General features: G+C 39.3%; 30 protein-coding genes, 3 tRNA genes, 1 pseudogene and 1 riboswitch. Of the genes and pseudogenes, 18 read left to right on the forward strand and 16 right to left on the reverse strand.

The genetic code is table 11. From position 1 onward, the window contains the following. Window positions 1-54: 54 nt before the first annotated feature. The 5 genes from clpX to I4N53_RS05715 form a co-directional block, all read right to left on the reverse strand. Complete coding sequence (clpX, locus tag I4N53_RS05695; RefSeq protein ID WP_214495807.1) at window positions 55-1,329, reverse strand: ATP-dependent Clp protease ATP-binding subunit ClpX; 1,275 nt, start codon at window positions 1,327-1,329, stop codon at window positions 55-57. Between the two features lie 21 nt (window positions 1,330-1,350). Continuing rightward, window positions 1,351-1,938 (reverse strand): ATP-dependent Clp endopeptidase proteolytic subunit ClpP, encoded by a 588-nt coding sequence (gene clpP, locus I4N53_RS05700; RefSeq protein ID WP_012994730.1) that lies wholly within the window; start codon window positions 1,936-1,938, stop codon window positions 1,351-1,353. Window positions 1,939-1,943: 5 nt separating this feature from the next. Further along, on the reverse strand, window positions 1,944-3,242 hold the full coding sequence (tig, locus tag I4N53_RS05705; protein ID WP_214495808.1) for a trigger factor: 1,299 nt from the start codon (window positions 3,240-3,242) through the stop codon (window positions 1,944-1,946). A 725-nt stretch (window positions 3,243-3,967) separates the two neighbouring features. Beyond that, entirely contained in the window at window positions 3,968-4,330 is a 363-nt protein-coding gene (locus I4N53_RS05710; RefSeq protein WP_214495809.1) for a sigma factor-like helix-turn-helix DNA-binding protein, read from the reverse strand. 133 nt (window positions 4,331-4,463) lie between these two features. Continuing rightward, complete coding sequence (locus tag I4N53_RS05715) at window positions 4,464-5,528, reverse strand: hypothetical protein (protein ID WP_214495810.1); 1,065 nt, start codon at window positions 5,526-5,528, stop codon at window positions 4,464-4,466. An 89-nt stretch (window positions 5,529-5,617) separates the two neighbouring features. Here I4N53_RS05715 and I4N53_RS05720 point away from each other — a divergent pair, with 89 nt between their 5' ends. The 11 genes from I4N53_RS05720 (at window position 5,618) to I4N53_RS05770 (ending at window position 11,718) form a co-directional block, all read left to right on the forward strand. Next, complete coding sequence (locus I4N53_RS05720) at window positions 5,618-5,806, forward strand: helix-turn-helix domain-containing protein (RefSeq protein ID WP_214495811.1); 189 nt, start codon at window positions 5,618-5,620, stop codon at window positions 5,804-5,806. Next, complete coding sequence (locus I4N53_RS05725) at window positions 5,807-6,391, forward strand: CHC2 zinc finger domain-containing protein (protein WP_214495812.1); 585 nt, start codon at window positions 5,807-5,809, stop codon at window positions 6,389-6,391. Next, window positions 6,367-8,091: a hypothetical protein gene (locus tag I4N53_RS05730; protein ID WP_214495813.1), complete on the forward strand. Its 1,725-nt coding sequence runs from the start codon at window positions 6,367-6,369 to the stop codon at window positions 8,089-8,091. The genes I4N53_RS05725 and I4N53_RS05730 overlap by 25 nt, the downstream gene beginning before the upstream one ends. A gap of 110 nt (window positions 8,092-8,201) precedes the next feature. Continuing rightward, window positions 8,202-8,372, forward strand: a complete 171-nt coding sequence (locus I4N53_RS05735; RefSeq protein ID WP_214495814.1) for a hypothetical protein — start codon at window positions 8,202-8,204, stop codon at window positions 8,370-8,372. Then, complete coding sequence (locus I4N53_RS05740) at window positions 8,369-9,004, forward strand: hypothetical protein (protein ID WP_214495815.1); 636 nt, start codon at window positions 8,369-8,371, stop codon at window positions 9,002-9,004. The genes I4N53_RS05735 and I4N53_RS05740 overlap by 4 nt, the downstream gene beginning before the upstream one ends. Beyond that, window positions 8,988-9,434, forward strand: a complete 447-nt coding sequence (locus I4N53_RS05745; RefSeq protein ID WP_214495816.1) for an ImmA/IrrE family metallo-endopeptidase — start codon at window positions 8,988-8,990, stop codon at window positions 9,432-9,434. Before I4N53_RS05740 ends, I4N53_RS05745 begins: the two co-directional genes overlap by 17 nt. Continuing rightward, entirely contained in the window at window positions 9,434-9,916 is a 483-nt protein-coding gene (locus tag I4N53_RS05750; protein WP_214495817.1) for a hypothetical protein, read from the forward strand. The genes I4N53_RS05745 and I4N53_RS05750 overlap by 1 nt, the downstream gene beginning before the upstream one ends. After that, a complete protein-coding gene (locus I4N53_RS05755) occupies window positions 9,910-10,674 on the forward strand; it encodes a terminase large subunit domain-containing protein (RefSeq protein WP_214495818.1) in 765 nt (254 codons plus the stop codon). The genes I4N53_RS05750 and I4N53_RS05755 overlap by 7 nt, the downstream gene beginning before the upstream one ends. Beyond that, the gene (locus I4N53_RS05760; RefSeq protein ID WP_214495819.1) at window positions 10,671-11,267 is read left to right on the forward strand and encodes a hypothetical protein; all 597 of its coding nucleotides are present in this window, start codon (window positions 10,671-10,673) and stop codon (window positions 11,265-11,267) included. Before I4N53_RS05755 ends, I4N53_RS05760 begins: the two co-directional genes overlap by 4 nt. 14 nt (window positions 11,268-11,281) lie before the next feature. Continuing rightward, window positions 11,282-11,473, forward strand: a complete 192-nt coding sequence (locus tag I4N53_RS05765) for a hypothetical protein (RefSeq protein WP_214495820.1) — start codon at window positions 11,282-11,284, stop codon at window positions 11,471-11,473. 50 nt (window positions 11,474-11,523) lie between these two features. Beyond that, entirely contained in the window at window positions 11,524-11,718 is a 195-nt protein-coding gene (locus tag I4N53_RS05770) for a hypothetical protein (RefSeq protein WP_214495821.1), read from the forward strand. Between the two features lie 32 nt (window positions 11,719-11,750). Here the strand turns inward: I4N53_RS05770 and I4N53_RS05775 are convergent, their stop codons facing one another. Further along, entirely contained in the window at window positions 11,751-11,936 is a 186-nt protein-coding gene (locus tag I4N53_RS05775) for a helix-turn-helix domain-containing protein (RefSeq protein ID WP_214495822.1), read from the reverse strand. 157 nt (window positions 11,937-12,093) lie between these two features. Between I4N53_RS05775 and xerC the strand changes: the two genes are divergently transcribed. Continuing rightward, window positions 12,094-13,290 carry a tyrosine recombinase XerC gene (gene xerC / locus I4N53_RS05780; protein ID WP_214495823.1) on the forward strand — a complete coding sequence of 399 codons (1,197 nt, stop codon included), beginning with the start codon at window positions 12,094-12,096 and terminating at the stop codon, window positions 13,288-13,290. Between the two features lie 234 nt (window positions 13,291-13,524). Here xerC and I4N53_RS05785 read toward each other — a convergent pair whose 3' ends face one another. The 3 genes from I4N53_RS05785 to I4N53_RS05790 form a co-directional block, all read right to left on the reverse strand. After that, the gene (locus tag I4N53_RS05785) at window positions 13,525-13,704 is read right to left on the reverse strand and encodes a DUF4926 domain-containing protein (RefSeq protein ID WP_214495824.1); all 180 of its coding nucleotides are present in this window, start codon (window positions 13,702-13,704) and stop codon (window positions 13,525-13,527) included. A 17-nt stretch (window positions 13,705-13,721) separates the two neighbouring features. Next, window positions 13,722-13,829, reverse strand: a complete 108-nt coding sequence (locus tag I4N53_RS12655; protein WP_370623304.1) for a hypothetical protein — start codon at window positions 13,827-13,829, stop codon at window positions 13,722-13,724. Window positions 13,830-14,209: 380 nt separating this feature from the next. Next, window positions 14,210-14,294 (reverse strand) — tRNA-Leu (locus tag I4N53_RS05790). 595 nt (window positions 14,295-14,889) lie between these two features. Between I4N53_RS05790 and I4N53_RS05795 the strand changes: the two genes are divergently transcribed. From I4N53_RS05795 to phoU, 6 genes and pseudogenes are all read left to right on the forward strand, one after another. Further along, complete coding sequence (locus tag I4N53_RS05795; protein ID WP_013149988.1) at window positions 14,890-16,059, forward strand: ABC transporter substrate-binding protein; 1,170 nt, start codon at window positions 14,890-14,892, stop codon at window positions 16,057-16,059. 68 nt (window positions 16,060-16,127) lie between these two features. Then, window positions 16,128-17,012, forward strand: coding sequence for a branched-chain amino acid ABC transporter permease (locus I4N53_RS05800; protein ID WP_041591693.1), 885 nt, complete (start codon window positions 16,128-16,130; stop codon window positions 17,010-17,012). A 10-nt stretch (window positions 17,013-17,022) separates the two neighbouring features. Then, window positions 17,023-17,991 (forward strand): annotated as a pseudogene (locus tag I4N53_RS05805) (branched-chain amino acid ABC transporter permease). Further along, window positions 17,966-18,733, forward strand: coding sequence for an ABC transporter ATP-binding protein (locus I4N53_RS05810; RefSeq protein WP_013149985.1), 768 nt, complete (start codon window positions 17,966-17,968; stop codon window positions 18,731-18,733). The pseudogene I4N53_RS05805 and the gene I4N53_RS05810 overlap by 26 nt, the downstream one beginning before the upstream one ends. A 2-nt stretch (window positions 18,734-18,735) precedes the next feature. After that, entirely contained in the window at window positions 18,736-19,455 is a 720-nt protein-coding gene (locus I4N53_RS05815; protein WP_013149984.1) for an ABC transporter ATP-binding protein, read from the forward strand. 243 nt (window positions 19,456-19,698) lie between these two features. After that, window positions 19,699-20,352 (forward strand): phosphate signaling complex protein PhoU, encoded by a 654-nt coding sequence (phoU, locus tag I4N53_RS05820; RefSeq protein ID WP_013149983.1) that lies wholly within the window; start codon window positions 19,699-19,701, stop codon window positions 20,350-20,352. A 69-nt stretch (window positions 20,353-20,421) separates the two neighbouring features. On the opposite strand, the gene thiM (I4N53_RS05825) is transcribed toward phoU, so the two are convergent. The 7 genes from thiM (I4N53_RS05825) to I4N53_RS05855 form a co-directional block, all read right to left on the reverse strand. After that, window positions 20,422-21,222 carry a hydroxyethylthiazole kinase gene (thiM, locus tag I4N53_RS05825; RefSeq protein WP_028991754.1) on the reverse strand — a complete coding sequence of 267 codons (801 nt, stop codon included), beginning with the start codon at window positions 21,220-21,222 and terminating at the stop codon, window positions 20,422-20,424. 127 nt (window positions 21,223-21,349) lie between these two features. After that, entirely contained in the window at window positions 21,350-21,841 is a 492-nt protein-coding gene (thiW, locus tag I4N53_RS05830; protein WP_214495825.1) for an energy coupling factor transporter S component ThiW, read from the reverse strand. Beyond that, window positions 21,834-22,628 (reverse strand): hydroxyethylthiazole kinase, encoded by a 795-nt coding sequence (gene thiM / locus I4N53_RS05835; protein ID WP_214495826.1) that lies wholly within the window; start codon window positions 22,626-22,628, stop codon window positions 21,834-21,836. The genes thiW and thiM (I4N53_RS05835) overlap by 8 nt, the downstream gene beginning before the upstream one ends. Window position 22,629: 1 nt before the next feature. Further along, window positions 22,630-23,265, reverse strand: coding sequence for a thiamine phosphate synthase (thiE, locus tag I4N53_RS05840; protein WP_013149979.1), 636 nt, complete (start codon window positions 23,263-23,265; stop codon window positions 22,630-22,632). Between the two features lie 3 nt (window positions 23,266-23,268). Further along, on the reverse strand, window positions 23,269-24,063 hold the full coding sequence (gene thiD / locus I4N53_RS05845) for a bifunctional hydroxymethylpyrimidine kinase/phosphomethylpyrimidine kinase (protein ID WP_214495827.1): 795 nt from the start codon (window positions 24,061-24,063) through the stop codon (window positions 23,269-23,271). A gap of 56 nt (window positions 24,064-24,119) precedes the next feature. Beyond that, a riboswitch (TPP riboswitch) is annotated at window positions 24,120-24,222 on the reverse strand. A 136-nt stretch (window positions 24,223-24,358) separates the two neighbouring features. Continuing rightward, window positions 24,359-24,434: transfer RNA gene (locus tag I4N53_RS05850), tRNA-Lys, on the reverse strand. 79 nt (window positions 24,435-24,513) lie between these two features. After that, a tRNA-Arg gene (locus I4N53_RS05855) sits at window positions 24,514-24,590 on the reverse strand. Between the last annotated feature and the right edge of the window lie 67 nt (window positions 24,591-24,657).

Consider the following 24,657-nt stretch of genomic DNA (forward strand, 5'->3'; position numbering starts at 1 on the left):
TCCCTTCACTTTTTTAGTATGCGAAGGAAAAGGGGGATTAATGTAAAAATTTCATTACGAAACAGATTCTGTCTTTTTTATTTTCTTTTTAGCTTTTTGAGCATCTGAGTAAACCAATGTCGGTGGAGCTTTCTTTAATACCGTCTCTTCAGTAATAATGCATTTTTCTATATTCTCACTAGAAGGTATCTCATACATTACGTCCAGCATTATCTCTTCTAAAATAGCTCTTAAGCCTCTTGCGCCTGTTTTCCTTTCTAATGCCTTATCTGCTATAAGATTTAAAGCTTTTTTGTCAAACTCCAGTTTTACGCCATCTAATTCAAACAACTTTTCATATTGCTTTACTAAAGCATTTTTAGGCTCTGTCAATATTCTCACTAAGTCTTCCTTATCCAAAGGATCCAACGTAACTACTATAGGAACCCTTCCTATAAATTCGGGTATCATACCAAATTTTAGAAGGTCCTCAGGCATTATATGGCTTAAAATTTCACCAATATTCTTCTCTTTTCTGCTTTGCACATCAGAGCCAAATCCCAGAGTCTTTTTCCCAATTCTCGACTCTATTATTTTTTCTAGGCCTTCAAAAGCACCACCACATATAAACAATATATTAGTGGTATCAATTTGTATAAACTCTTGGTGAGGATGTTTTCTCCCACCTTGTGGCGGCACATTTGCAATGGTTCCTTCTAAAATTTTTAATAAGGCCTGCTGTACGCCTTCTCCTGAGACATCACGAGTAATAGAAGGATTTTCTGACTTTCTTGCTATTTTATCTATTTCGTCAATGTAAATTATACCTTTTTCCGCTTTTTCTATGTCATAATCTGCTGCTTGTATAAGCTTTAAGAGTATATTCTCTACATCTTCACCTACATACCCAGCTTCAGTTAGAGAAGTTGCATCAGCTATTGCAAAAGGAACATTTAGAAGTTTTGCCAGTGTCTGAGCCAATAAGGTTTTACCAGAACCTGTTGGACCTAAAAGTAAAATATTGCTCTTTTGAAGTTCTACATCGTCTGGCTTTATCCTGCTGTTAATTCTCTTATAATGATTGTAAACAGCAACAGCTAAAGCTTTTTTAGCTTTTTCCTGCCCAATTACATATTGGTCAAGAAATTCTTTTATTTCTTTTGGCTTGGGAAGTTCTCCCATTCCCATATCCATGTCTTCTTCAAATTCTTCATTTATGATTTCTTGGCAAAGTTCGATACACTCATCGCAAATATACACACCAGGTCCTGCAACTAGCCTTTTTACCTGGTCCTGTGTTTTCCCGCAAAAGGAACATTTTAGTTGTTTTTGGTTATCATATTTGGCCATAATTTCACCTCTTTAGGGGCATCATCTTTTATTCCTGATAAGAACCTCGTCTATAATGCCATAAGCTTTTGCATCCTCCGCATCCATGAAGAAGTCCCTTTCAGTATCCGCCTTTATCTTTTCAATAGGCTGCCCCGTATTTTCTGCAAGTATTCTATCTAACTTATCTCTTAACTTTAATATCCTTTCCGCGTGAATCTTAATGTCAGTGGCTTGACCATGCATTCCTCCTAAAGGCTGATGTATCATTATTTCGCTATTAGGAAGTGCAAATCTTTTTCCTTTCGCACCTGCTGCTAATAAAAATGCAGCCATGGATGCCGCCATTCCGACACATAAAGTTACTACATCCGGCTTTATATACTGCATAGTATCATAAATGGCAAAACCTGCAGTTATTGAACCTCCTGGGCTATTTATATAAAGCCAGATGTCTTTGTCAGGGTCTTCAGCTTCCAAGAACAAAAGCTGTGCAATAACCAAACTTGCTGTAGTATCATTTATTTCTTCTCCTAAAAAGACAATCCTGTCCTTTAGCAAACGTGAAAATATATCGTAGGAACGTTCGCCTCTATTAGTCTGCTCTACAACAATCGGTACAAGGCTCATAATCATCACTCCTCTTTACTTATTATTTTACACTGACTAAAAATAAAGTCAATCGTCTTATAATAAGCTATATCTTCTTTTATGCTGTTTATCTGGCTTTCAGTAAGACTTTTCTTGAATTCTTCCAAATTTATTCTGTAATTCGCTGCCATCTCTTTTAATTTATTTTCTAATTCCTCCTCTGTAGCTTCAATATTTTCAATTTTAGCTATTTTGTCTATGACAAGCTGAGTTTTTACTCTGTTTAGAGCTCCCTCCCACATTTCTTTTCTTAGATCTTCTAATGTCTTCCCTGTAATTGATAAATACCTGTCTAAATCTAATCCCTGATATCTCAAATTGTAATCTAACTCCCTCAAAGAAGCGTCTATCTGTCTTTCCACCATAACATCTGGTATATCAACTTTTGCGTTTTCTACAACTTTCATTACTGCTTTCTCTTTCATTTCATTTTCTGCTTGTTGCCTATTTCTTTCTTCTAATTTTTTCCTTATATCAGCTTTTAATTCATCTATTGTTTCAAATTCGCTTACATCTTTTGCAAATTCATCGTCTAACTCAGGTAATTCTTTTTTATTTAACGCCTTGAGGGTAACTTTAAAAGCGGCAGATTTGCCTCTTAATTCTTCCACTCTATAATCTTCAGGGAAAGTAACATTTACATTAAAATTCTCATTTACATTGTGTCCTATTATTTGGTCTTCAAACCCTGGAATAAAAGTATTACTACCTAATTCTAATTGGTAATTTTCGGCTTTACCGCCTTCAAAAGGCTTGTCATCAATAAATCCTTCAAAGTCTATTACAGCAATATCTCCTCTCTCAGCCGGTCTTCCTTCTACAGGCACAATCCTCGCATTTTGCTGTCTTAATTTTTCTAATTCGTATTCTACATCCCCGTCGTACACATCATACTCTATTTTTTCAATTTCTATGCCTTTATATTCGCCTAACTCTACTTCAGGCATTACAGGCACTGTTGCCTCTAAAATTAAATCTTTCCCTTTACCAATTTGTAAAATATGGATATGTGGGTAATCAACAGGTTGCAAATTAAACGTTTTAAGAGCCTCATTATACGCCTCATCAAAAACATATTCTACAGCATCTTCATAAAGGACTCCTTCGCCATAATATCTTTCTACGATTACTCTCGGAGCCTTTCCTCTTCTAAAACCAGGTACATTAAATTTAGATGCGTTTTTCTTAAAAGCAAAATTTAATCCCTCTTCAAATTTTTCACTTGGAATTGTAAGTTCAATCGTGGCAACACTTTTCTCTAATTTTTTAAGACTCACACCCATTAAATAAATCCTCCTATTCTCTTTCTTTGGTATAAGGTCTTCTAAACTTATAATATTATAACATAAAAAAACGGTGAATCAAACACAAGTTATTGTAAATTTTATACAAAAAAAATAATGCTTACTGCATTATTTCTTTCAAAAATATATTATTCCTCGAAATTTTTACTGGTGCGGGCAAAGGGACTTGAACCCCCACGGGAAACCCCACCAGATCCTAAGTCATATATTCTTCTTTCAATCCCATTTTTTCTAGTTTAAAAAACCTTGATTTTTCAGGCTTTTAAGGCGTTTCATCTTACATATTTTGCCATTTCATTCACTCTTTTTTGGGGATTTTTTATCCTAATTGCATTACTATTGCATTACTAATGCATTAAAACCACAGTTATTTCAGACATTTTATTTGTTGTTTTTCCATTATCTGTATTTGGAAAGAGCTCAATTTGAGCACTTTCCATTTCCGAAATTTTTCCAGTTGTTGTTTGAGGATAAATGTAATACATCCATGCATTGCAGGATTACCCCCTATGCTGGTGAGCGGAATTGTATTCCGTTCATCTTGATTGTGGACGCCATATAAAGAAGTAGGAAAAATATCGTCAGTCAGAACCCAGCAAAATCAAGCCCTTCAGGCATGACTATATTGATTTTTTATCGTCATGATATCGTCATTTATCGTCATTGGCCAGCTTTTTGCTAGGATGTGGTATCGTCATTTCGCTTTATCTGTGCTTTTGATTTAACCTCTCTTCAAGCTTTTTTAATGCTTTTCTGTGTATCCTATGCACTTGTGAATAGCTGTAATTCATTTCACAGCTTATTTCTTCCCATGTTTTATTTTCTTTGTATCGTAAAAGTATAATTTGCTTTTCTACACCCTGTAGGTGTTCAATAGCCTGTTCTATTTTCTTTTGTTTCTCAAGGTTTTCCTGTATTTTTGCCTTATAGAGGTTTTGCAGTTCCTCTATCTCTTCCAATAAGCCTTGTTGCTTGTATTTTTTAGCGTCTGCTTCTAACCGTGATAACATCTCCTTGTACTTTTTAGTATTCTGCAAAATCCAATAATAATCCTTTAACAACTCCACTACCATCCCACCTACCTCTAAAGGGAAAATCAGCAAGCGTCCAAAGGATATCCTGCACTTTAAGGGGATAATGTGAATGCCATATAAAGAAGAAGAAAAGGAACAGCAATACCAAAACTTTCAAGTTGCCAGGTTACTGGGATATGGTCATGTTAGCGAAGAAGCTTTCATAATCGATTTTGCCTGCCATTATTCTTTTAATTGCGGCATTCCCATCACGATAAAAAAGCCTATAATTTTTGTATGCCCATTCTGGATATTTTTCATTCCACAAATGCATTAGTTTTTCCCATGTAATACCTTCTTTTTTGTTGTCCACCACGAATTCAGCTAACTTTAAATGTTTTTTGCTTAAAGGTTTTACTATCTTTGAACCCAGTATTTTTTTGCGGAGTTTGCCGTATTGTTTGGCCAATTCTTGAGGCGTTAACCTTGCATCGAATTTCAGCGTTATAAAGCATATGCCCATAGAGTTTAAAGTTACAGTACTTCTTATTTTGGGGATTAAGGGGACTAATCCTGTAAGGATAAAGGCTACTGCTTGCCCTTCCTGCCACATTGGGCAGTAGTGTTTTATCAGCCTTTCGGCAACGGTTTTTAAGCAGCCAAGGACACCTTCCATATTGATGGGGACGTATTCGGTCCACCCAGAGCTTGAGGGATATTGAAGCAAGACAGGCCCTTCAAACTGCCAGCGGCTATTCTCATCGAAACAATGTACTATTTCGCCATTACTTTTTATTTCAATTTTGCTGATTTTCCTTTTGGCATTTATTGTTGACTGGCCATCCTTTTTGGCCATCTCTTTTATCCATTCATCTATTTTTTCGATGGGTATAAGCTGATTGTTTAGGTATTTGCGACGAAAATCCTTCAGAAAAGGCAAATTCCCAATCTCATAGGCAATAACCTTTGAGTATATCAAATCCTCTTCGGTAAAAGAAGGTGTTTCTTTGGGGATAAACAGCTTGCTGGCATCATATACCCTTACCCCACTTTTGGCCCCTGTATCATGGACTTCTTTGAGGCTTTTATATTCCTTTATAAGGTAAGACATAGCATCATCGTAGCCATCCAGCACTTCTTGAACATAGCCCTTTTCCACTAATTTGTCCCATATAATATCGGGGATTGGTGCTTTTTCTTTTTTTTCAAGGAAAGCCCTAACGTCTTCTTCGGAGCGAAATTTTTTATTCATGTTTCATTACCTTCCTACATGGATATTGATACATTAAGATTATAACAGAAAAAACTAAATTAAACAAGAGCAAAAAGGAGGATGAAAGCGTGGAGAACAGAGCTGTTTACAATGTAAGAGAAATTGCGAAACTTTTAAACATCAATGTTCCCAGAGCCTATGAGCTGGCAAAACAAAAGGATTTTCCTGCTATTCGGATTGGTAAGCGGATTGTAGTACCAAAACAGGCGTTTGAGAGATGGCTGGAGTTACAGGCATGGAAAAAGGAGGAAGATTAAATGCAGGACATTTTCGAAGTGGTAAAAAAGGAGGTTACTCCACTTGAAGCCCTGAAAAGATACGGCCTTCACCCCATACGAAAGGGCGGACGTTACTGGCTCCTATGCCCTTTTCACAATGAACGCCACCCGTCCATGTTGGTGGATGAGAAGCTCCACTGCTTTGGCTGCGGGTGGCATGGGGATGTGGTAGATTTTGTGGCTGAATATTTCTATCTTCAACCCTTGGAGGCGGCCCAAAAATTGGCCGAGGATTTTGGCATATCCATCAAAACTAGGACTCACAGGAAAAAGAAAAAGGCCACCACACAGGCCCAAGAGAAGCACATCCACGAGGAGAGACTTTATCAATCGTACCTAGGAATTATCGACAAAACATTTAATTTCTTATCCGACTTATACCACCTGTACGGGCAGCTGAAAGCCAAAATTCCTGAAGACCTTGAGCAGGATGTAATAGCAGAAGCTTACCATAACCATACACTTGTTGGATACTGGTTGGACCTTCTGCTTGAAGGTACACCCCAGGAGAAACTCTATGTCGTAAAGGAGGTGGCAAAATGGATACCAGAGCAGAGGTTTTAAAAGCAATTAGGGCGCTGAAAGCGGATTTCCTTGCTAATATTATACCACAAAATGATGATACTGACGAGCAAGAAAACAAAAAGTCCAGCCAGGCCGACAAGCTTATACAGATTGCTTTGAGTGAGGCCTTACTATTCCACGATGAGTTGAAAGATGGCTATGCAGTATTACCCATTAACGGCCATAGAGAGGTTTGGCCTTTGAGGAGTAAGTTTTTCAAGCAGTACCTTGTCAGGCGATTCTTTGAGAACGAAGGCAAAGCACCAAACAATGAGGCTATCAGGCAGGCCCTAAATGTTATCGAGGCCAAGGCCATGTTTGATGGCCCACAAATAAATCTTAACTTGCGTGTGGCAGAACACGGCGGAGCTTTCTGGTATGATTTGGCAGATAAGGCATGGAGAGCGGTGAAAATCACTCCAGAAGGCTGGGAAGTGGTTGATGTACCCCCCATCCTTTTCAGGCGGTACAAGAACACGGCCCCCCAGGTACTACCCCAGCATGATGGAACCTTGGAGATGCTAAAGAAATATATCAATTTGCATGACGAGGAAGATTGGACTTTACTTATAGCGGCTATCGTCCAGATGTTTATCCCAGACATACCACATGCTATTCCAGTCTTTTATGGGGATAAAGGCGCAGCAAAAACCACAGCACAGCGAGTTATCCGCAAATTAGTTGACCCTGCTGTAAGGGATACCATAGCCCTGCCAAACGACAAGAATGAGCTGGCCCTCTTGCTAACGACAAATTATGCGCCATGTTTTGATAACCTTGACGGCTTGAGTGCATGGCAGTCAGATATGCTTTGCCAGGCGGCGACTGGTGGTGGTATTTCAAAAAGAGAGCTTTATACTGACATGGAAGAGGTAATTCTCTCTTTTAGGCGTTGCCCTATGCTTAACGGAATTAACTTGGTGGCGTCAAGGGATGATTTGCTTGACAGGAGCCTACTCTTCAGGCTGGAGCGAATTGACGAAAGCAAGCGCAAAACAGAATTCGAATTTTGGCAGGAGTTTGAGCAGGACAGGCCTTATATCCTGGGAGCCATATTTGATACCCTATCAAAAGCTATGGCAATATACTCAAATGTAAAGTTACCAGCCCTGCCAAGGATGGCAGATTTCGCGATGTGGGGATATGCTATTTGGGAGGCCATCGAACCAGGCAGTGGCCAAAAATTCATGGCAGCATATTGGCGGAATATAGCCCAGGCTGTTGAAGAAGCCATTGTTAGCGACATTGTTGGCAATGCTATCGTTGAATTTATGGCTGATAAGGATGAGTGGCAGGGAACGGCTAGCGAGTTATTAGAGGCCCTGAATGAACTACCCAGCGTGAATGAAAAGGACAAAACGTGGCCGAAGCGACCTAATACTCTAGCCCGGAAACTGAACAGGATTAAATCGGCGTTGGCTGATTACGGGATATTGGTGGACAGCAGCAGAACAGAGGCACAACGAACAATTACTTTGCGAAAGAGAGAAAAAATATCGTCAATATCGTCATATCGTCAGGAACCCAGCAATGAAGCGGCTTTCAGGGATGACGATAACCTGACGATACCTGACGATAAACAAAAAATATCGTCATGCCCGGAACCTTTGAAAACACTGCATTCTGAGGATAATGACGATGATGACGATATTTTCGCTGACTTTATAGAAATTGAAGATGATGGAACATTTCCGTTTTAGGAGGTGAAGCATATGCGGGCCCCACCAATTCATCGTTCTTGCGGATGACTCCAAAATCAGCCGATAAGCCCCTTTTAAAGGGGATACTGCAAAAATAATGCAATGGGAGGATGATTGTTGTGTATCCTAATGAGTTTTTAAGGCATGTTAATTTAAGCTTGAGGAAACAAGCAGCAAAAGCAGAGGAAGAAAAGGAACAGCTGAAAAAACAAATCCAAAAGTGGCTTACTACCTTGGAGAGACTACAAACAGAATTACAAAAAGGGAGGGATGACAAATGATAGGCAAGAAAAATGCTACCTTTGATATTAACGAGTATGAACCCCTTAAAAAGGCCAGAGAAGCTTATGAGGAAACAAAGGCTAAAATTCAAAAAATGCAGAGTGAATTACAGAAAGCTAAACCCTTAATGCAGGAAGTTGAACAAGAGGCGTTAAGAATGGCAGTACTGGTTGAATTGGGAGAAGTTGAAAAAACAAAAGCTGAAGAGGCAAAGAAAAGAGCTGATAAGCTGACAAAAACCGTTAAAGAGCTGGAGGCGGCACTTGATAGAGCAAAGATGGAACTCAAAGTTAAGGCTGACATCGTAAAGCAAAAGGACAGAGAAGCCAGGGAAGCAGTTGCGGAAAGCTTGAGGAACGAGCATAAAAAGGCCATTAAGAAGCTGGCCAGCCTTCTTGCAGAGGCAGTAAAAGTAAACGAAGAGGCCAAACAAATTGAAGAGCAATGGCTTTTAGTGAGCAGGCGAGGAGGTGAATTCGGCGGCTTACCAGGCATGTTACCAGCATTAAGCTGGCAAGAGTTAACCCATCAAAAATTTTTCAGGTTAGCCCCAAACAGCGGCGGCACATTCCTGGATACAAAATATTCACTATGGCTGAAGGAGCTTGAACGCTATGGCTACACAGACTAAGAAATGGTACAGAGAAATAGAGGCCAGCCAGGTGAACCTACATGTTTACCTGGCGGCCCACACTATGCTTGAATACGTGAAAGAGGATTTAAACTTACCACAGATGGAAATTAGGTGGATTATAGAAGACGACCCCCTATTTGGGAAAATAGATAAACTACTATCGGATATTGCTGGCGTTGAGCCTACATCATTCGAAACAGAGTCCATTTCAGGATTCACTAAAAGTTTTCACCAAAATGTAATTTGGATATACGCAAACCTTACCCCAAAAGAGGCGGCCCTAACGGTGGCACATGAGGCCAGGCATTTGTGGCAGTTAAAACATTATCGCCCACCATTTACCCCCCAGGAACGGGAAGCAGCAGAAAATGATGCCATGGAATACGAAAAGAAGGCGTACAACGCAGTATTTGGGGAGGTGGATTAATGCCCAGGAAATGCACGATATGCGAACACCCACAAGTTGATGAAATAAACAGGTTATTGCTTGAAACGCAAAATATCGCAAAAATTGCGGAACAGTACAACGTCAATTATCATGCCCTTTACAGGCATAAAAGCCATATACCCACCACAATGGTTAAGGCACAGGAGGCCCAGGAGGTGGCAAAAGCTGATACCCTGCTTGACCAGGTTGTGGAGTTAAGAGATAGAGCTTTAAGCATACTTACCAAAGCAGAACAAGCAGGCGACCTTAAAACAGCCCTGCAAGGTATCAGGGAAGCAAGGGGATGTTTAGAGTTGCTGGCCAGGTTACAAGGCGAACTACAGGAAGGTACCACAATAAATATACTGGTTAATCCTCAATGGATAGAGTTGAGAACGCTTATCCTAAAGACATTGGAACCTTATCCAGAAGCACGTTTAAGGCTAGCACAGGCCCTTAAGGAGGCAGAAAATCAATGCTGATGAGTGATTTGGCCCAGGCATTAGACCCAGTAATATTCGCCAAAGAGGCCCTAAAATTCAACCCAGACCCATGGCAGGAACAGGCCTTAAGGTGGAGCGGTAAAAGGTTGTTGCTTAATTGCAGTAGGCAAAGCGGCAAAAGCACCACAGCGGCAATACTGGCCCTGCACAGAGCTTTATTCTACCCCAAAAGCCTAATCCTTTTAGTTAGTCCATCCTTAAGGCAGTCAAGCGAGCTTTTCAGGAAGGTACAGGATTTATTTAAGGCATTGCCATCAGAACAGCAACCCGAGCTTGTGGAGGATAACAAGCTATCATTGACCATGAAGAACAAAAGCAGGATTGTATCTTTGCCAGGAAGTGAAGGCACGATAAGAGGTTTTTCAGGAGCGGCCCTAATCATCGAGGACGAGGCGGCCAGAGTACCAGACGACCTATATTTTGCAGTTAGGCCCATGTTAGCGGTTAGCGGTGGTAGGCTGATACTGATGAGCACCCCCTTTGGCAAGAGGGGACACTTCTTCAAGGAATGGACGGAAGGCGGCGATACATGGGAGCGAATTAAGATAACGGCCTATGATTGCCCAAGGATAAGCCATGAATTCCTTGAAGAGGAACGTAGAAGCATGGGGGATTGGTGGTTTAAGCAGGAGTACCTATGCGAGTTTGTGGAGACGGAAGACAGCGTCTTCACCTATGACCAGGTTGTAACGGCCTTAAACGATGATATAGAACCCTTGTTTGGAGGTGGTGAATGATGTTTATTATCGGCCTTGATTTAGGCCAGGCTCAAGACTACACGGCCATTGTTGTGGTGGAGAAAAAGGAATATATGTATGAACCAAAGCCAGCGGAATACCATGTAAGACACATTGAAAGACCACCATTGGGCACACCCTACCCCGACATTGTGGAGCGAGTGAAGACCATTTTCACCAGCCCACAGCTAAAAGGCAAGACCACATTGGTGGTTGATAAAACAGGCGTAGGAAGCCCCGTTGTGGATATGCTTAAACGAGCAGGCTTAAATCCGTTGGTGGCTATCACCATCACAGGAGGCAATACCGTGAACAAGGATGATGATGGCTACCACGTACCAAAGAGGGATTTGGTAACCAATCTTCAGGTACTCTTCCAGGAAGGCAGGATAAAGGTGGCCAAAGAGCTTAAGCTATCATCCATCCTTGTGGAGGAACTGTTAAACTTCAAGGTGAAGATTGACATAAAAACAGCCCATGATAGCTATGAGGCATGGCGTGAAGGAGTACACGACGACCTTGTACTTGCCACGGCTTTGGCTTGCTGGTATGCCGAATTTAGACACCCAATTCCCAGGATTCGGAGGTTATAAAAGGAGGGAAAATAATGGCCAAGAAAGACCCAAAAGAAAGTTTTATGTGTTTGTATGGCACCAGGGAGATATGTTTATGGAAAAAAGGGATTTATCTTTCACCCCTGGAGGGATGTAATCCGGATTGCCCTATAAGGCAGACCACACCAAAGCCACAGATAAAGACAAAACATCTTAAGAAGAGCAATACCGTAGTAATTCAATAATTGCATTAAAATTGCATTACCAGCCCCTGCAAGGCTTGATACAGGCGGCTTTGAAGGATGACACAGGATATACTATCTTGTGGAAGGGAGGTTATCGAAAAAATGAAATACATAAAGCTGATGTGGCGGGAACTAAAACAAAACAGGCTAATGCAGATAACTTATTTGTTGGTACTGGTACAGGTAATCTTGACGGCAATACTCACTTTCAGGTAATGGCCATAAAAAGGCACCCCTGGCCTTAAGGGGGAACATCCTAGCCAGGGGATGCCAAAGATTATTCCTCTTTATCCTGCTTGTTGCCATCAAGGCCAAGAAGGCGGTTTAATTCACTTTCAGGAATGCGCCAAAAATTAACTACCTTTATACCCTTTAACTTGCCAGAGCGAAGCCAGTTATAAACAGTCTCACGAGAAACTTTAAGCAATTCGGCCAATTCTTCTGGAGTGTAGAGTTTTTCCATAGAATTTCCTCCTCATGTATCTTTGCTTATAGTTTAGCACAAATACCGAAGGATAACAATATTTTAAAAGTTGGTTGACAGGCATACAAAATTGTACTAAAATATAAGCAAACATACCAAATTAAACAAAACTAAAATAAAAAAGGAGGCAGGGGAAATGTCAAAAAAGCGGGGGAACGGAGAGGGAACAATATACAAGCGTTCAGATGGGCTGTGGGTAGCACAAGTAACCGTTGGCTATGACCCCCAAACAGGCAAGCCAAAGCGAAAGAGTTTTTACGGCAAGACAAGACAGGAAGTTATCGGGAAGCTGACTGAAATTATACAGGAATTGCGCACAGGAACCTTTATAGAACCTTCAAAGGCCACATTTGGCGAATGGCTGGACAAATGGCTTGAGGAGTACAAAAAGGGCCAGCTAAAGCCCACCACATACGAAAGTTACAAGGCGATTGTCGATATACACATCAAACCAGCATTAGGTGGTATACCATTGGCCAAGCTACAACCCCACATGCTACAGGCTTTCTATAACGAAAAGCTGGAAAATGGCAGAGCTGACGGAAAAGGTGGCCTATCAACAAGGATGGTACACTATTGCCACACCATCATCCATCAGGCCCTAAAGCAAGCAGTAAAAGAAGGCTTATTACCCAGAAACCCAGCAGAGGCCACAAGCCCACCAGCGGTAAAGAACAAACAGATGAGGCCCTTAACAGAAGAGGAACTGCTCAAATTCCTTGACGTGGCCAAAGATGATAGACTGTATGCGGCCTATGTTGTGGCGGCCACCACAGGCTTAAGGCGTGGCGAATTATTAGGCCTATGCTGGGATTGTGTAGATTTGGAGCAAGGTGTCATTGTGGTTAAACGGCAGTTGCTTATATTGAAAAACAGCCTAACCCTTGAAGAGACTACCAAGACCAAGAGCGGACAAAGAACAGTAGTTTTAACCGATGATGCCATCAGGGAGCTTAAAGCCCACAGAAAGCTACAGGCCCAGGAAAAGCTATTATTAGGAGAAGCCTATCAAGACCACAACCTTGTATTTTGCAAGCCAGACGGAACACCACTTGACCCAAGGGAATTCACAAAGCATTTTCAAAGACTACTTAAAAAAGCTGGACTGCCACAAGTTAGGCTACATGATTTAAGACATACACATGCTACCCTACTTTTAAAGAGGGGGATACCAGCCAAGATTGTGCAGGAACGTTTAGGCCACAGTAGCATAACAATAACCCTTGACCTTTACAGCCACGTAACCCCTGAAATGCAGAGGCTTGCAGCGGAAAGCCTAAATAGCCTTTTAAACAAAGAAAAAAGCCTTGTCCATAAGCAAGGCAACAGATAAAAACAGCTTTTATCCATCAGCAGGGACAACCCCCTGCCTTATTTTTTGGTGGTAAATGAGGACATAAAACAAGCGAAATAATTTCGTCTGTTTTACCATCTATTCAACAAGAAATTCAAATAGCAGAAAAAATAAATGATGAAGTGAAAGAAATAATAAAACATACTCATCTAGCAGATAATAAATAAGAAGGCATAAAAATACCACCTCAACCCTGTTCGGTTGGGTGGTTGGTTAATGTGCAGGCATTTCCCAAATTACTTCGCTAATTTTGTCTTCCTCGATTGTTTCTAACTCACCATCATCAAATTCAACTTCATATGCTTTTGGTAATCCAATTACATCAAAAATATGCACTACAGTCCCCTCTCGTCCATCTTTTGTTTTAATAACATCAAGTTCTCTTATTCTCATGCTAACCACTCTCCAAATCATTCATCAACAAACAATGTTATCAATCTGAATTTGCCTGTTCCCTTTTCTTCAATCCATCCAGTTTTTACTTTCGCAGTGTTACCATTAGGTCCTGTTAACTCCATAGTTATTTCATATTAGTAAAGCAACAGCTGCTAAACTTGGAGTATCCCAACACATTGAATTAGCTAAAATAAATGACAAAGAAAAACAAAAATTTTTAACTACTGACGATATTATGACGATTCATGACGATATTAAATTTTTATCGTCATTCTAAAAGCCTTGAAAATACTGCATTCTGACGATATGACGATAATGACGATACTTCTCTTACTTCTTTATAAAACACAAAGACCTGCACAGTAATAAGCTGGTGTATGGCCAGTAAAGGAACAAACGATTGGGTATGTATTTTTGTTTTATTGCATTACTATTGCATTACTAACACCCGTTTATAGTGAATTCCAAAACTTTCAAAACCTTGGAACCATTGATTTTACTGTGGTGCGGGCAAAGGGACTTGAACCCCCACGTCGAAAGACACCAGATCCTAAGTCTGGCGCGTCTGCCAATTCCGCCATGCCCGCATATTAAAATTGGTGTGCCATTAGGGACTCTAACCATCATCAGCTGATTAAAAGTCCATGCAAGGCCATTTTATCAAAGTTTTTTTAATATGTCAAGAGCGCTTCTAAGCCTTTTTCCTTTGCATATTGACAAAACAAAGAAAAGCAAGTATAATTAATGCAGGAAGTAAATAGAAAAGGAGGCAAAGGCGCCTTTAGAAAAAAGGTGCCTTTGCCTTTTTAATTATCAGCCATCAAATTTAAATCTCCATCAAAATTTTATACTAAATATTATCCCCTAAAAAACCTTTTTAAAATATGCAGATCATTTTTATTATACCACAAATTAATTCAAATTTGAAAAAAGGATCACAAGGAGGTGAAAATGGTTACTAATAGGACGTACCTAATGTATACTGAATATTTTAAGAAAAATAAAGAAAAATGTAAAAATCGTAGATATGTTTTTAAAATGATTATAATAGTCAGCAGAATCTGCAGTGGATTCGCACCCTTTTAAAAAGGAGAGGGGTGTAGCAGGACAGGTTATGTGCTTATAGCAAAAATGGAAGATTATTTTTAAAAAACAGAAAATTTTAAAGGAGGATGGTAAGCCGTGCGTAAAGGCATTGTGAGGAGAGTAGCAGCAGGTTTATTATCGTTTTTACTTTTATTTGCTTCGGCGTGTGGAAGTAAGTCTGAGAATAACGATGTTATAAAAATTGGAGCAAACTTAGAGCTGTCGGGAAATGTTGCCACATTGGGTCAATCAGGCTTAAATGGAATTATGTTAGCAGTAGATGAAATTAATAACGCTGGTGGAGTTCTTGGAAAAAAGATTGAAATAGTCAAGTATGACAATAAGTCCGATAATACAGAAGCCGCTTCGGTTGCGACTCGGTTAATTACCCAAGATAAAGTAGTTGCTATTATTGGTTCGATGACTTCTGGCAATACCCTCTCTTATGTTAACATTGCCGAAACTAATAAAGTTCCTGTGATCTCGCCTTCGGCAACTAACCCTGATGTTACAGTAGATCCTAAAACAGGCAAAGTAAGGGAGTATATTTTCCGGACTTGCTTTATAGACCCTTTTCAGGGAACGGCAATGGCGAAGTTCGTTTTAAATGAATTAAAGCTTAAAAAAGTTGCTGTTTTAAAAGATAATACAGCTCCTTACTCGGTGGGTTTGGCTAAGTTTTTTGTAGAAGCTTTCAAAGCTGGCGGTGGCGAAATCTTAGCTGATGAAAACTACACTACTCAAGATCAGGATTTTCGCGCGGTATTAACCAAGATTAAAAATTTAAAGCCTGAATTTATTTATGTACCTGGTTATTACGAGCAAGTGGGGCAAATTGTAAAGCAAGCACGGGAGCTTGGTATTAATGTTCCTATGGGCGGTGGTGATGGCTGGGATTCGCCAAAGCTTGTTGAAATTGCAGGTGCTGCTGCGCTTAATAACACCTTTATTACCAATCACTATTCGTCTTTAATGCCTGATCCAAAAGTTCAGGACTTTGTTAAAAAGTATAAGGAAAAATACGGCAGCGAGCCGGATGCAATGGCTGCAGTAGGTTATGATACGGTACTTGCTTTAGTTGATGCCATTAAACGGGCTGGTGAAGCTACACCCGAAAAAATCAAAGAAGCTTTAATGACCACCAAGGATGTAGAAGGAGTTACTGCCAAAATCTCCATAGATGAAAATCACAATGCTGTTAAAGGCTTGGTGATTTTGGAATACAAAGACGGTAAGCAAATCTATAAGGCTTACGTAAATCCTTAAAAGATTAAAGGGGGGAGAATATTCCTCCCCTTAAGAAAATGAATTTAATTAAGGTAGGGGTGGATAAGATGAATGAATTTATCCAGCAGTTAATAAATGGAATATCAGTAGGAAGTATTTACGCTTTAATTGCTTTAGGATACACTATGGTTTATGGTATTATAAAACTCATCAATTTTGCCCACGGTGATGTTTACATGCTTGGTGCCTTCGCAGGACTATATGCGACGTTGGTTTTAAAAATGTCATTTGTTCCAGCGTTAATTTTTTCCATGATTGTGTGTGCTATTTTAGGCATTATTATCGAAAGATTGGCATATCGTCCTTTAAGAAACTCGCCTAAAATTGTAATTTTAATTACTGCAATAGGTGTTTCCCTTTTTTTAGAATATACCACGATGTTTTTCCTGGGACCACAGCCTCGAGCATTTCCGGAAGTTTTTAAGCATGCTTCGTATACATTGCTTGGCGGAAAGGTTACCATATCAAATCAGGAAATTTTAATTATTGCGGTCACGGTTATCTTAATGATTTTACTACAGTATATAGTTCATAATACGAAAATTGGAAAAGCAATGCGGGCAGTTTCTTATGACATGCAAGCTGCTCGTTTAATGGGAATAAATGTGGATACGACAATATCCATCACCTTTGCTCTTGGTTCAGCTTTAGCTGCGGCAGCAGGGGTACTGGTAGGGATATATTACAATAAAGTATTTCCCTTAATGGGAATTATGTTTGGTTTAAAAGCCTTTGTTTCAGCGGTTTTAGGAGGAATAGGAATTATACCTGGAGCAATGGCCGGAGGCTTTATTTTAGGGATTACTGAGTCCTTAGTAAGTGGGTACGGCAGTTCTTTATATCGGGATCCTGTGGCTTTTGTGATTTTGATTATTATCCTATTAGTTAAACCTTCTGGCTTATTTGGGAAAAACGTTCGGGAGAAAGTGTAGGTGATACAGAATGCTGAAAAATTGGTTTACAAAGGAAAATCTTGCAGTAACGTTGTTGCTAGTAGTGCTTATGGTAGGAGTTTAGGTTTTGTATTCAGCAGAAATCATTAGTCCTTTTGTGATGTTAAACTTAATTATTATCGCAATCAATATTATTCTTGCCGTAAGTTTAAATCTAGTGGTTGGTTTTACAGGACAATTTTCTATTGGCCATGCGGGATTTATGGCATTAGGTGCTTATGCCTCGGCTATTATGTCTTTAAATTTTAATGCTCCTTTTATTGTATCCTTGTTAGTTGGAGCAATAGTGGCTGGTATTGGCGGTATTATAATTGGCATACCTACCTTGCGGTTAAGAGGTGATTACTTGGCTATTGCTACTTTAGGACTGGCTGAAATAATCCGGGGGGTAATAACAAATATTGATTATTTAGGCGGAGCTTACGGTTTAATGGGGATACCACAGAGGACTAATTGGCTGTGGGCTTTTGGGTGCATGCTGGTTACAGTTTTAGTTATCAAAAACTTTATTCAATCCAGCCATGGTAGGGCGTGTATTTCAGTCCGAGAAAATGAAATTGCGGCGGAAGCCATGGGAATAAATACTACAAAATATAAAGTTATAGCTTTCACTATGGGTTCATTTTTTGCTGGAATTGGCGGAGCACTCCTTGCTCATTATATTACCTTTATTGAACCAAATGCTTTTAACTTTTTAAAATCCTTTGATATACTTGTGATGGTAGTTTTAGGAGGTCAGGGGAGCCTCACCGGTTCAGTAGTAGCGGCAATTGTATTGACGTTAATTTCTACATTTTTACAGAGTTTAGCAGAACTGCGGCTTATAATTTATGCCATAATCTTAATCTTGGTAATGTTATTTAGACCCCAGGGACTTCTTGGAACCCATGAGTTATCCTTTAAGCTTTTGCAGAGAAAGAGAGGTGTTAGTCATGGCAGCCATTCTGCAGACGCATAGCCTGGGGATTAGTTTTGGAGGATTAAAAGCAGTTCAGGATTTAAATCTTACCTTAAATGAAGGAGATTTAGTTGGGTTAATCGGACCAAACGGTGCAGGTAAAACGACGGTTTTTAACCTTTTAACCGGGATTTACCTTCCAACCACAGGTGACATAATCTTTAAAGGCGAAAGCATAGTAGGGTTAAAGCCTTACCAAATTGCTGCTAAAGGCATAACCCGTACTTTCCAAAACATTCGTTTGTTTGGCGAACTTTCGGTCTTGGAGAATGTTTTAATTGCCAGGCACTTGCATGTTCCATATAATATGATGCATGCTATATTCCGTGTTGGGAAGTTTTACCAAGGAGAAAAGGAAATGCGGGATGAAGCTTACGAGCTATTAAAAATCATGAACTTAGCTCATAAGGCAGAAGAAAAGGCCAAAAACTTACCTTACGGAGAACAGCGTCGATTAGAAATTGCCCGGGCGTTGGCTACTCACCCTTCATTATTACTTTTAGACGAACCAGCAGCAGGCATGAATCCTCGAGAAACGACGGAGTTAATGGAATTAATTGGCTTTATCCGGAGTAAGTTTAACGTGACTATTTTGCTCATTGAGCACGATATGCATTTAGTAATGAACATTTGCGAGCAGATTTACGTTTTGGACTATGGAGTTAATATTGCTCACGGGACGCCTGAAGAAATTAAAAACAACCCTCGGGTTATTGAAGCATATTTAGGAGAGGGGGCGTAACTATGAGCGAGAAGGAAGTATTAAGAATTGAAGAGTTAAATGTGTTTTACGGGGCCATTCATGCTTTAAAAGGAATATCGCTTACCGTAAACGAAGGAGAAATAGTAACCTTAATCGGGGCAAATGGTGCGGGGAAAAGCACTACTTTAAATACAATTTGCGGATTGGTCAAGCCTAAATCAGGAAAAATAATTTTTGAAGGTAAGGATATTACTGGTAAAACTGCTCATGACATCGTAAAAATGGGCATAAGCCAGGTGCCTGAGGGCCGACGGGTTTTTGCTAACATGTCAGTATTGGAAAACTTGGAATTAGGTGCTTATCTTTTAAAAGATAAAGCAGAATTTAAACGCAGGCTTAGCAGGGTTTTTGAACGGTTTCCGCGGCTTGCAGAAAGAAAGGGACAACTGGCCGGCTCTTTATCTGGCGGAGAACAACAAATGTTAGCGATGGGACGAGCATTAATGTCAGCACCTAGGCTTATGCTTTTAGATGAACCTTCAATGGGCTTAGCTCCTCTGTTGGTTAAAGAGATTTTTGCGATCATTAAAGAACTAAACGAGCAAGGAACTACTATTCTTTTAGTGGAACAAAATGCACATATGGCTCTTTCTATTGCTCATAAAGGCTATGTATTAGAAACAGGAAAAATTGTCTTATCTGGCCCCGCCCGGCAGCTGGCGGAAAACCCGCAGGTAAAAGAAGCTTATCTTGGGGGTTAAAGGGGGGGCAGAGAAGGCATATACTATCACTAATGGTACCCATTCTTGCAATGAAACAAAGGCGTTTCATTTGTATGAATATGCTTTTGTTTCATTTTTTAATATTTTATGCTTTTATAATTAATCATTATTTTATCTACGTAAGAAAATGGCATTTTAGTTCTTATAAGGCCATCTGGTTGTAGCAAGACTAGAGGATGGAAGACTACATCACTGGAAAATTCGATTAAAGGAGGTGAAAGGGTGAATCGCACTCATTTTGAAAAAGAATTAGAGGGACTTCATTATGACATATTAAAAATGGGTAGCCTTGTAGAAGAAATGATAGCGAATGCCATTACTTCTTTAGTAAACCATGATACAGAATTGGCTCAAAAGGTCATAGATGATGACGACAGAATAGACAAAATGGAAGTAGAAATTGACAATAAATGTGCAAAGATTATTGTAACCCAGCAGCCAATCGCAAGGGATTTGAGAATAGTTTTGACAGGGCTCAAAATTGTTACAGACTTAGAAAGAATGGCAGACTATGCAGTAGATATAGCAAAAACTACTTTGAGGATTGCTCATCAAAAATATATAAAGCCATTGATAGATATTCCTAGAATGGCTGAAATCGTAAGAGAAATGGTAAAAATGTCATTGGATTCTTACGTTCGCCAGGATTTAGACCTTGCAAGGACGATTGGTGAAAAAGATGATATAGTAGATGCCCTTTACAAACAAGTATTTATGGAACCATTAACTTATATGATGGAAGACCCAAGAAACATCGACCAGGCGAGTCAGCTTTTGTTTGTAGCTCGTTATCTTGAGAGAATTGCTGATCATGCTACTAATGTATGTGAATGGGTAATTTATTTAGATACGGGAGAGCATATAGATTTAAATTAAAAATATTAGGCTGTTGAACAATTTGTATTTCTTCAACGACTTTAAAAAAATCTTTATTTTCTTTATAATCTACACCTTCAAAACTTCAAACTTAGCATGTTTTTTTATTATATCTGGGTTGATGATGTAAAGATTATTTATAAACTTAGCTCTAAAAGTACCAGGCAGTTTACTTTCCTTCTCTGCTAGTTCACCTGCTATATTAACAGCTAAAAGTGCTGTAAGGGCAGCTATAATTTTATCCTCGCTTACTGCAGATGTTGCTGACATTATAGCTCCAAGAGTACAACCTGCACCAGTTATTTTGGTAAACAATGGTGTACCATTTTTTACTATTACTACTTTTTTGCCATCACTTATATAATCTTCTTTGCCAGTTGAAACTACTACTGTATTTGTTTTTTGTGCAAGTTTTATACATGCCTCCATAACACCATTATCATCAAGTGAATCTACACCCTTAACATTTGCATTTTCGCCTGAAAGTGCTTTTATTTCTCCACCGTTTCCCTTAATAATGCTGATACTTCCAAGTTTTAATAGCATTTTTACAAAATCAATTCTACTCTTTATCGCTGCACATCCTACCGGGTCAAGGATAACAGGTATTTTATGTACTGATGCAGAGGAAACCGAATTTATTATAGCCTGCTTTATTTCATTATTTATTGAGCCTATATTTACATACAGAGCATTTGAAATCGCAGTAAAATCATATGCCTCTTCTGGCGACATTACCATTGCAGGTGATGCTCCAAAACTCAAAAGTGCGTTTGCATTATCATTCATCACAACATAATTTGTGATGACATGTATAAGTGGCATTTTTCTTTTTACGTCGTTCAAGACTTTTACAACTTCATCAATCATAAATCTTCTCCTTTCTTTTAAACAAGTTTGTGTTACAGTATAATATTTATATTTTCGAAATTTTGTATAATCAATTCCATAAGCTAAATTTACTAACACTCTATTTAGTCAGTGGGGCAGTATATATTCAATTGGAATAATTCAATTTTTTGTATTTTGCTAAAATCATTACTACTACATATCCTATAACCGAGCCTATTGTACTGGAAAGCGAAAATGGAATGACAAACATAAAAGCCGCGCCTGAATTTCCCAGTATATACCTAGCAATAGGATAAGAAAGCAATGCCCCTATAATGCCTGTCCCTATAACTTCTCCTATAGAGGCAAAATAAAACTTACGTGTAAATCTATAAAGATATCCAGCAATGAATGCACCAACCATTCCTCCTGGAAATGCCAAAAGCGATCCAACACCAAGGATGTTCCTCAATAGTCCTATAATAAAAGCAACTTCTAATGCTCCCCAAGGTCCCAAAAAAACTGCTGAAATAACGTTAATAGCATGTTGAACAGGTGTAACTTTGGCAACACCTACACTAAACCATACATATTGAGAGGTAAAAGTACCTATAGCAATAATAAGTGCCATAAAAACCATACGATGTATTTTATTCATACTCCACCTTCTTATCTTTTTCTATTATCTCCGGCGTGAGATTATATATCTCATCAAAAAATGTCACTTTAAAACTGCCGGGCCCTTTGACATTGCTGCTTTGAGCGGCTCTTTCACCTGCTACTCCAAAAGCTATAAAAGCTTCTACTGTAGCTTCAAAATAATCTTCACATACTCCGCAGAAGCTTGCTACTACAGAGGTAAGCATACAACCTGTACCAGTAACAGTGCCCATCGTAGGATGTCCATTTTTCACATACGCAATTCTTTTCCCATCAGTAATTATGTCAGTACCACCTGACACTGCTACTACAACGTTGTACGCGTTTGCTAAATCTTTTGCAGCTTCAGAAATATCATCTGCTCCGCTTTGAGACTCTACACCACGTATCTTCCCACCTTTGCCTGCAAGTATTGAAATCTCAGCACTGTTTCCCTTTATCACAGAAATTTTTACCTCTTCTAATATCTTTCTTGAACTTTCTGTCCTAAGCTTCGTAGCTCCCGCTCCAACAGGGTCTAATATAACTGGTACTTTAAATCTATTTGCGGCCTTTCCTGCCTTTATCATCGCTTCTACTTGTTCATTTGTAAGAGTGCCTATATTTAAAACTAAAGCATCTGCTGCACTTACCATTTCTTCTACTTCTTCCAAGGCATGGGCCATGACTGGCAGTGCCCCAATAGCCAATGTTATATTAGCACAATCGTTGACAGTAACTACATTAGTGATATGGTGAACTAAAGGTTTTCTCTCCCTTAAAATTTTCAACAATTCTTTTTTCATTTCAAATCCTCCTATCATTTATCGCTTTTGCTATAACCTCCAAAAGTTTTCTAGTATTGTTTTCTATATCCCCATAAAATACAGCTGAAACTGAGGATATCCCATCTACTCCTGATTTTAACATGACTTCATAAGCATTATCCTTCGTTATACCACCTATTGCAACGACTGGAATACTAACAGCCTCTTTTATCTTTTTTAACCCTTCTATTCCAATAGCTTCTGCTTCCGGCTTTGTTGGAGTCTTAAACACCGCGCCTACTCCTAAATAATCCGCTCCATCCTTTTGCGCCTTTAAAGCTTCTTCCACTGTGCTTGCTGATACCCCCACTATTTTATGAGGACCTATCATTCTCCTTACAACATCTGCCGGCAAATCTTCCTGTCCAACGTGAACTCCATCTGCATTTACTGCCAAGGCTATATCCACTCTGTCGTTTATAATGAGGGGGATTCTATTTCTTTTTGTCACTTCTTTAACTTTGAGTGCAATTTCATAAAATTCCCTACTTGATATATCTTTTTCTCTCAGTTGAATTACTGTTGCACCGCCTTTTATCGCTAGTTCCACTGCTTCAGCTATATCCATATCCTTTATGTAAGACCTATCTGTTATAGCATAAAGGGTTAAGTCCATATCTCACACCATCCTTATTTCTATATTCCAAAAATGATTAGTAGGACCTACTCCCTGCCCTATAGCTAACGAATGTTTTATGGCCCCTGTAATGTATGTCTTCGCTCTTTTTATTGACTCAACTAAATCATAGCCTAAAGCGATATTGGCAGCTATAGCTGAGGAAAATGTACAGCCTGTACCATGAGTGTTTTTAGTATCGATTCTTTCTGAGGTAATTTCATAAAACTCTTTTCCATCGTAAAATACATCTAAAGCATCTCCTGTAAGATGTCCACCTTTTACTACCACTGTTTTTGCACCAAAATCTAGAATTTTTTTGGCCGCTTCCTTCATATCCGATACATTTTTAATTTCTTTTCCAACTAATTCTCCCGCTTCCATAAGATTTGGAGTAACTACAAGGCTTAAAGGAATCAATTCCTTTTTCAAAGCCTCCACTGCTTCTGGCTTTAATAAATAGCTTCCACTTTTTGAAATCATAACAGGGTCCAGCACAACATTTTTTACATTGTAATCTTTTAGCCCTTTTGCAACCATTTTAATTATGTCTTCATTAGACACCATACCTATCTTCACTGCATTCGGATATAAATCCTCAAAAATTGCCTTCATCTGCAAATACACCATATCAGGGCTTATATCCTCAATTCCCAAAACTCCCATGGTGTTTTGCGCTGTTATTGAAGTAATAACACTCATGCCGTATACTCCATGGGCTGAAAAAGTCTTTAAATCTGCCTGTATACCTGCTCCTCCTCCAGAGTCAGAACCGGCAATAGTGAGAGCTAATTTCATAAGCACACCTCCAAATAATAAAATAAGCCCACCTGTGTGGTGAGCATTTTTCAAATGTTTTAAAAATCATGCTTCCCTACGCAGGCATTACCCTGACAGGTTCAAAGGGTCGGGAACGAATCCCCTCTCAGCCCTTTTCGGGCTCCCCTAGCATTTGTTATATTTAGTTTTTCTTAAATTGTCTAAATTATTTATACCATAAAATGCAAAAGATTGCAATAATTATTTTGAAAAAAGTTTTTACCAAAAAAGGTATCGACAAAATGTCGATACCTTTTAAACTCTCAAAAATAACTGGTGCGCCATCAGGGACTCGAACCCCGGACCCGCTGATTAAGAGTCAGCTGCTCTACCAACTGAGCTAATGGCGCACGTTACATTTATTAATTTATTTTTTGAATTGTTATTGAAATATCCTTATTATTTTAACTTGTTAGCTTAGCTTCCAACTGGTGCGCCCTGTAGGATTTGAACCTACGACCTCCAGGTTCGAAGCCTGTCACTCTATCCAGCTGAGCTAAGGGCGCCTATAAAATTAAATGGAGCGGACAACGAGACTCGAACTCGCGACCCTCACCTTGGCAAGGTGATGCT

It is taken from the genome of Thermoanaerobacter sp. CM-CNRG TB177 (genome assembly GCF_018588165.1).
Taxonomy (GTDB): domain Bacteria; phylum Bacillota; class Thermoanaerobacteria; order Thermoanaerobacterales; family Thermoanaerobacteraceae; genus Thermoanaerobacter; species Thermoanaerobacter thermocopriae.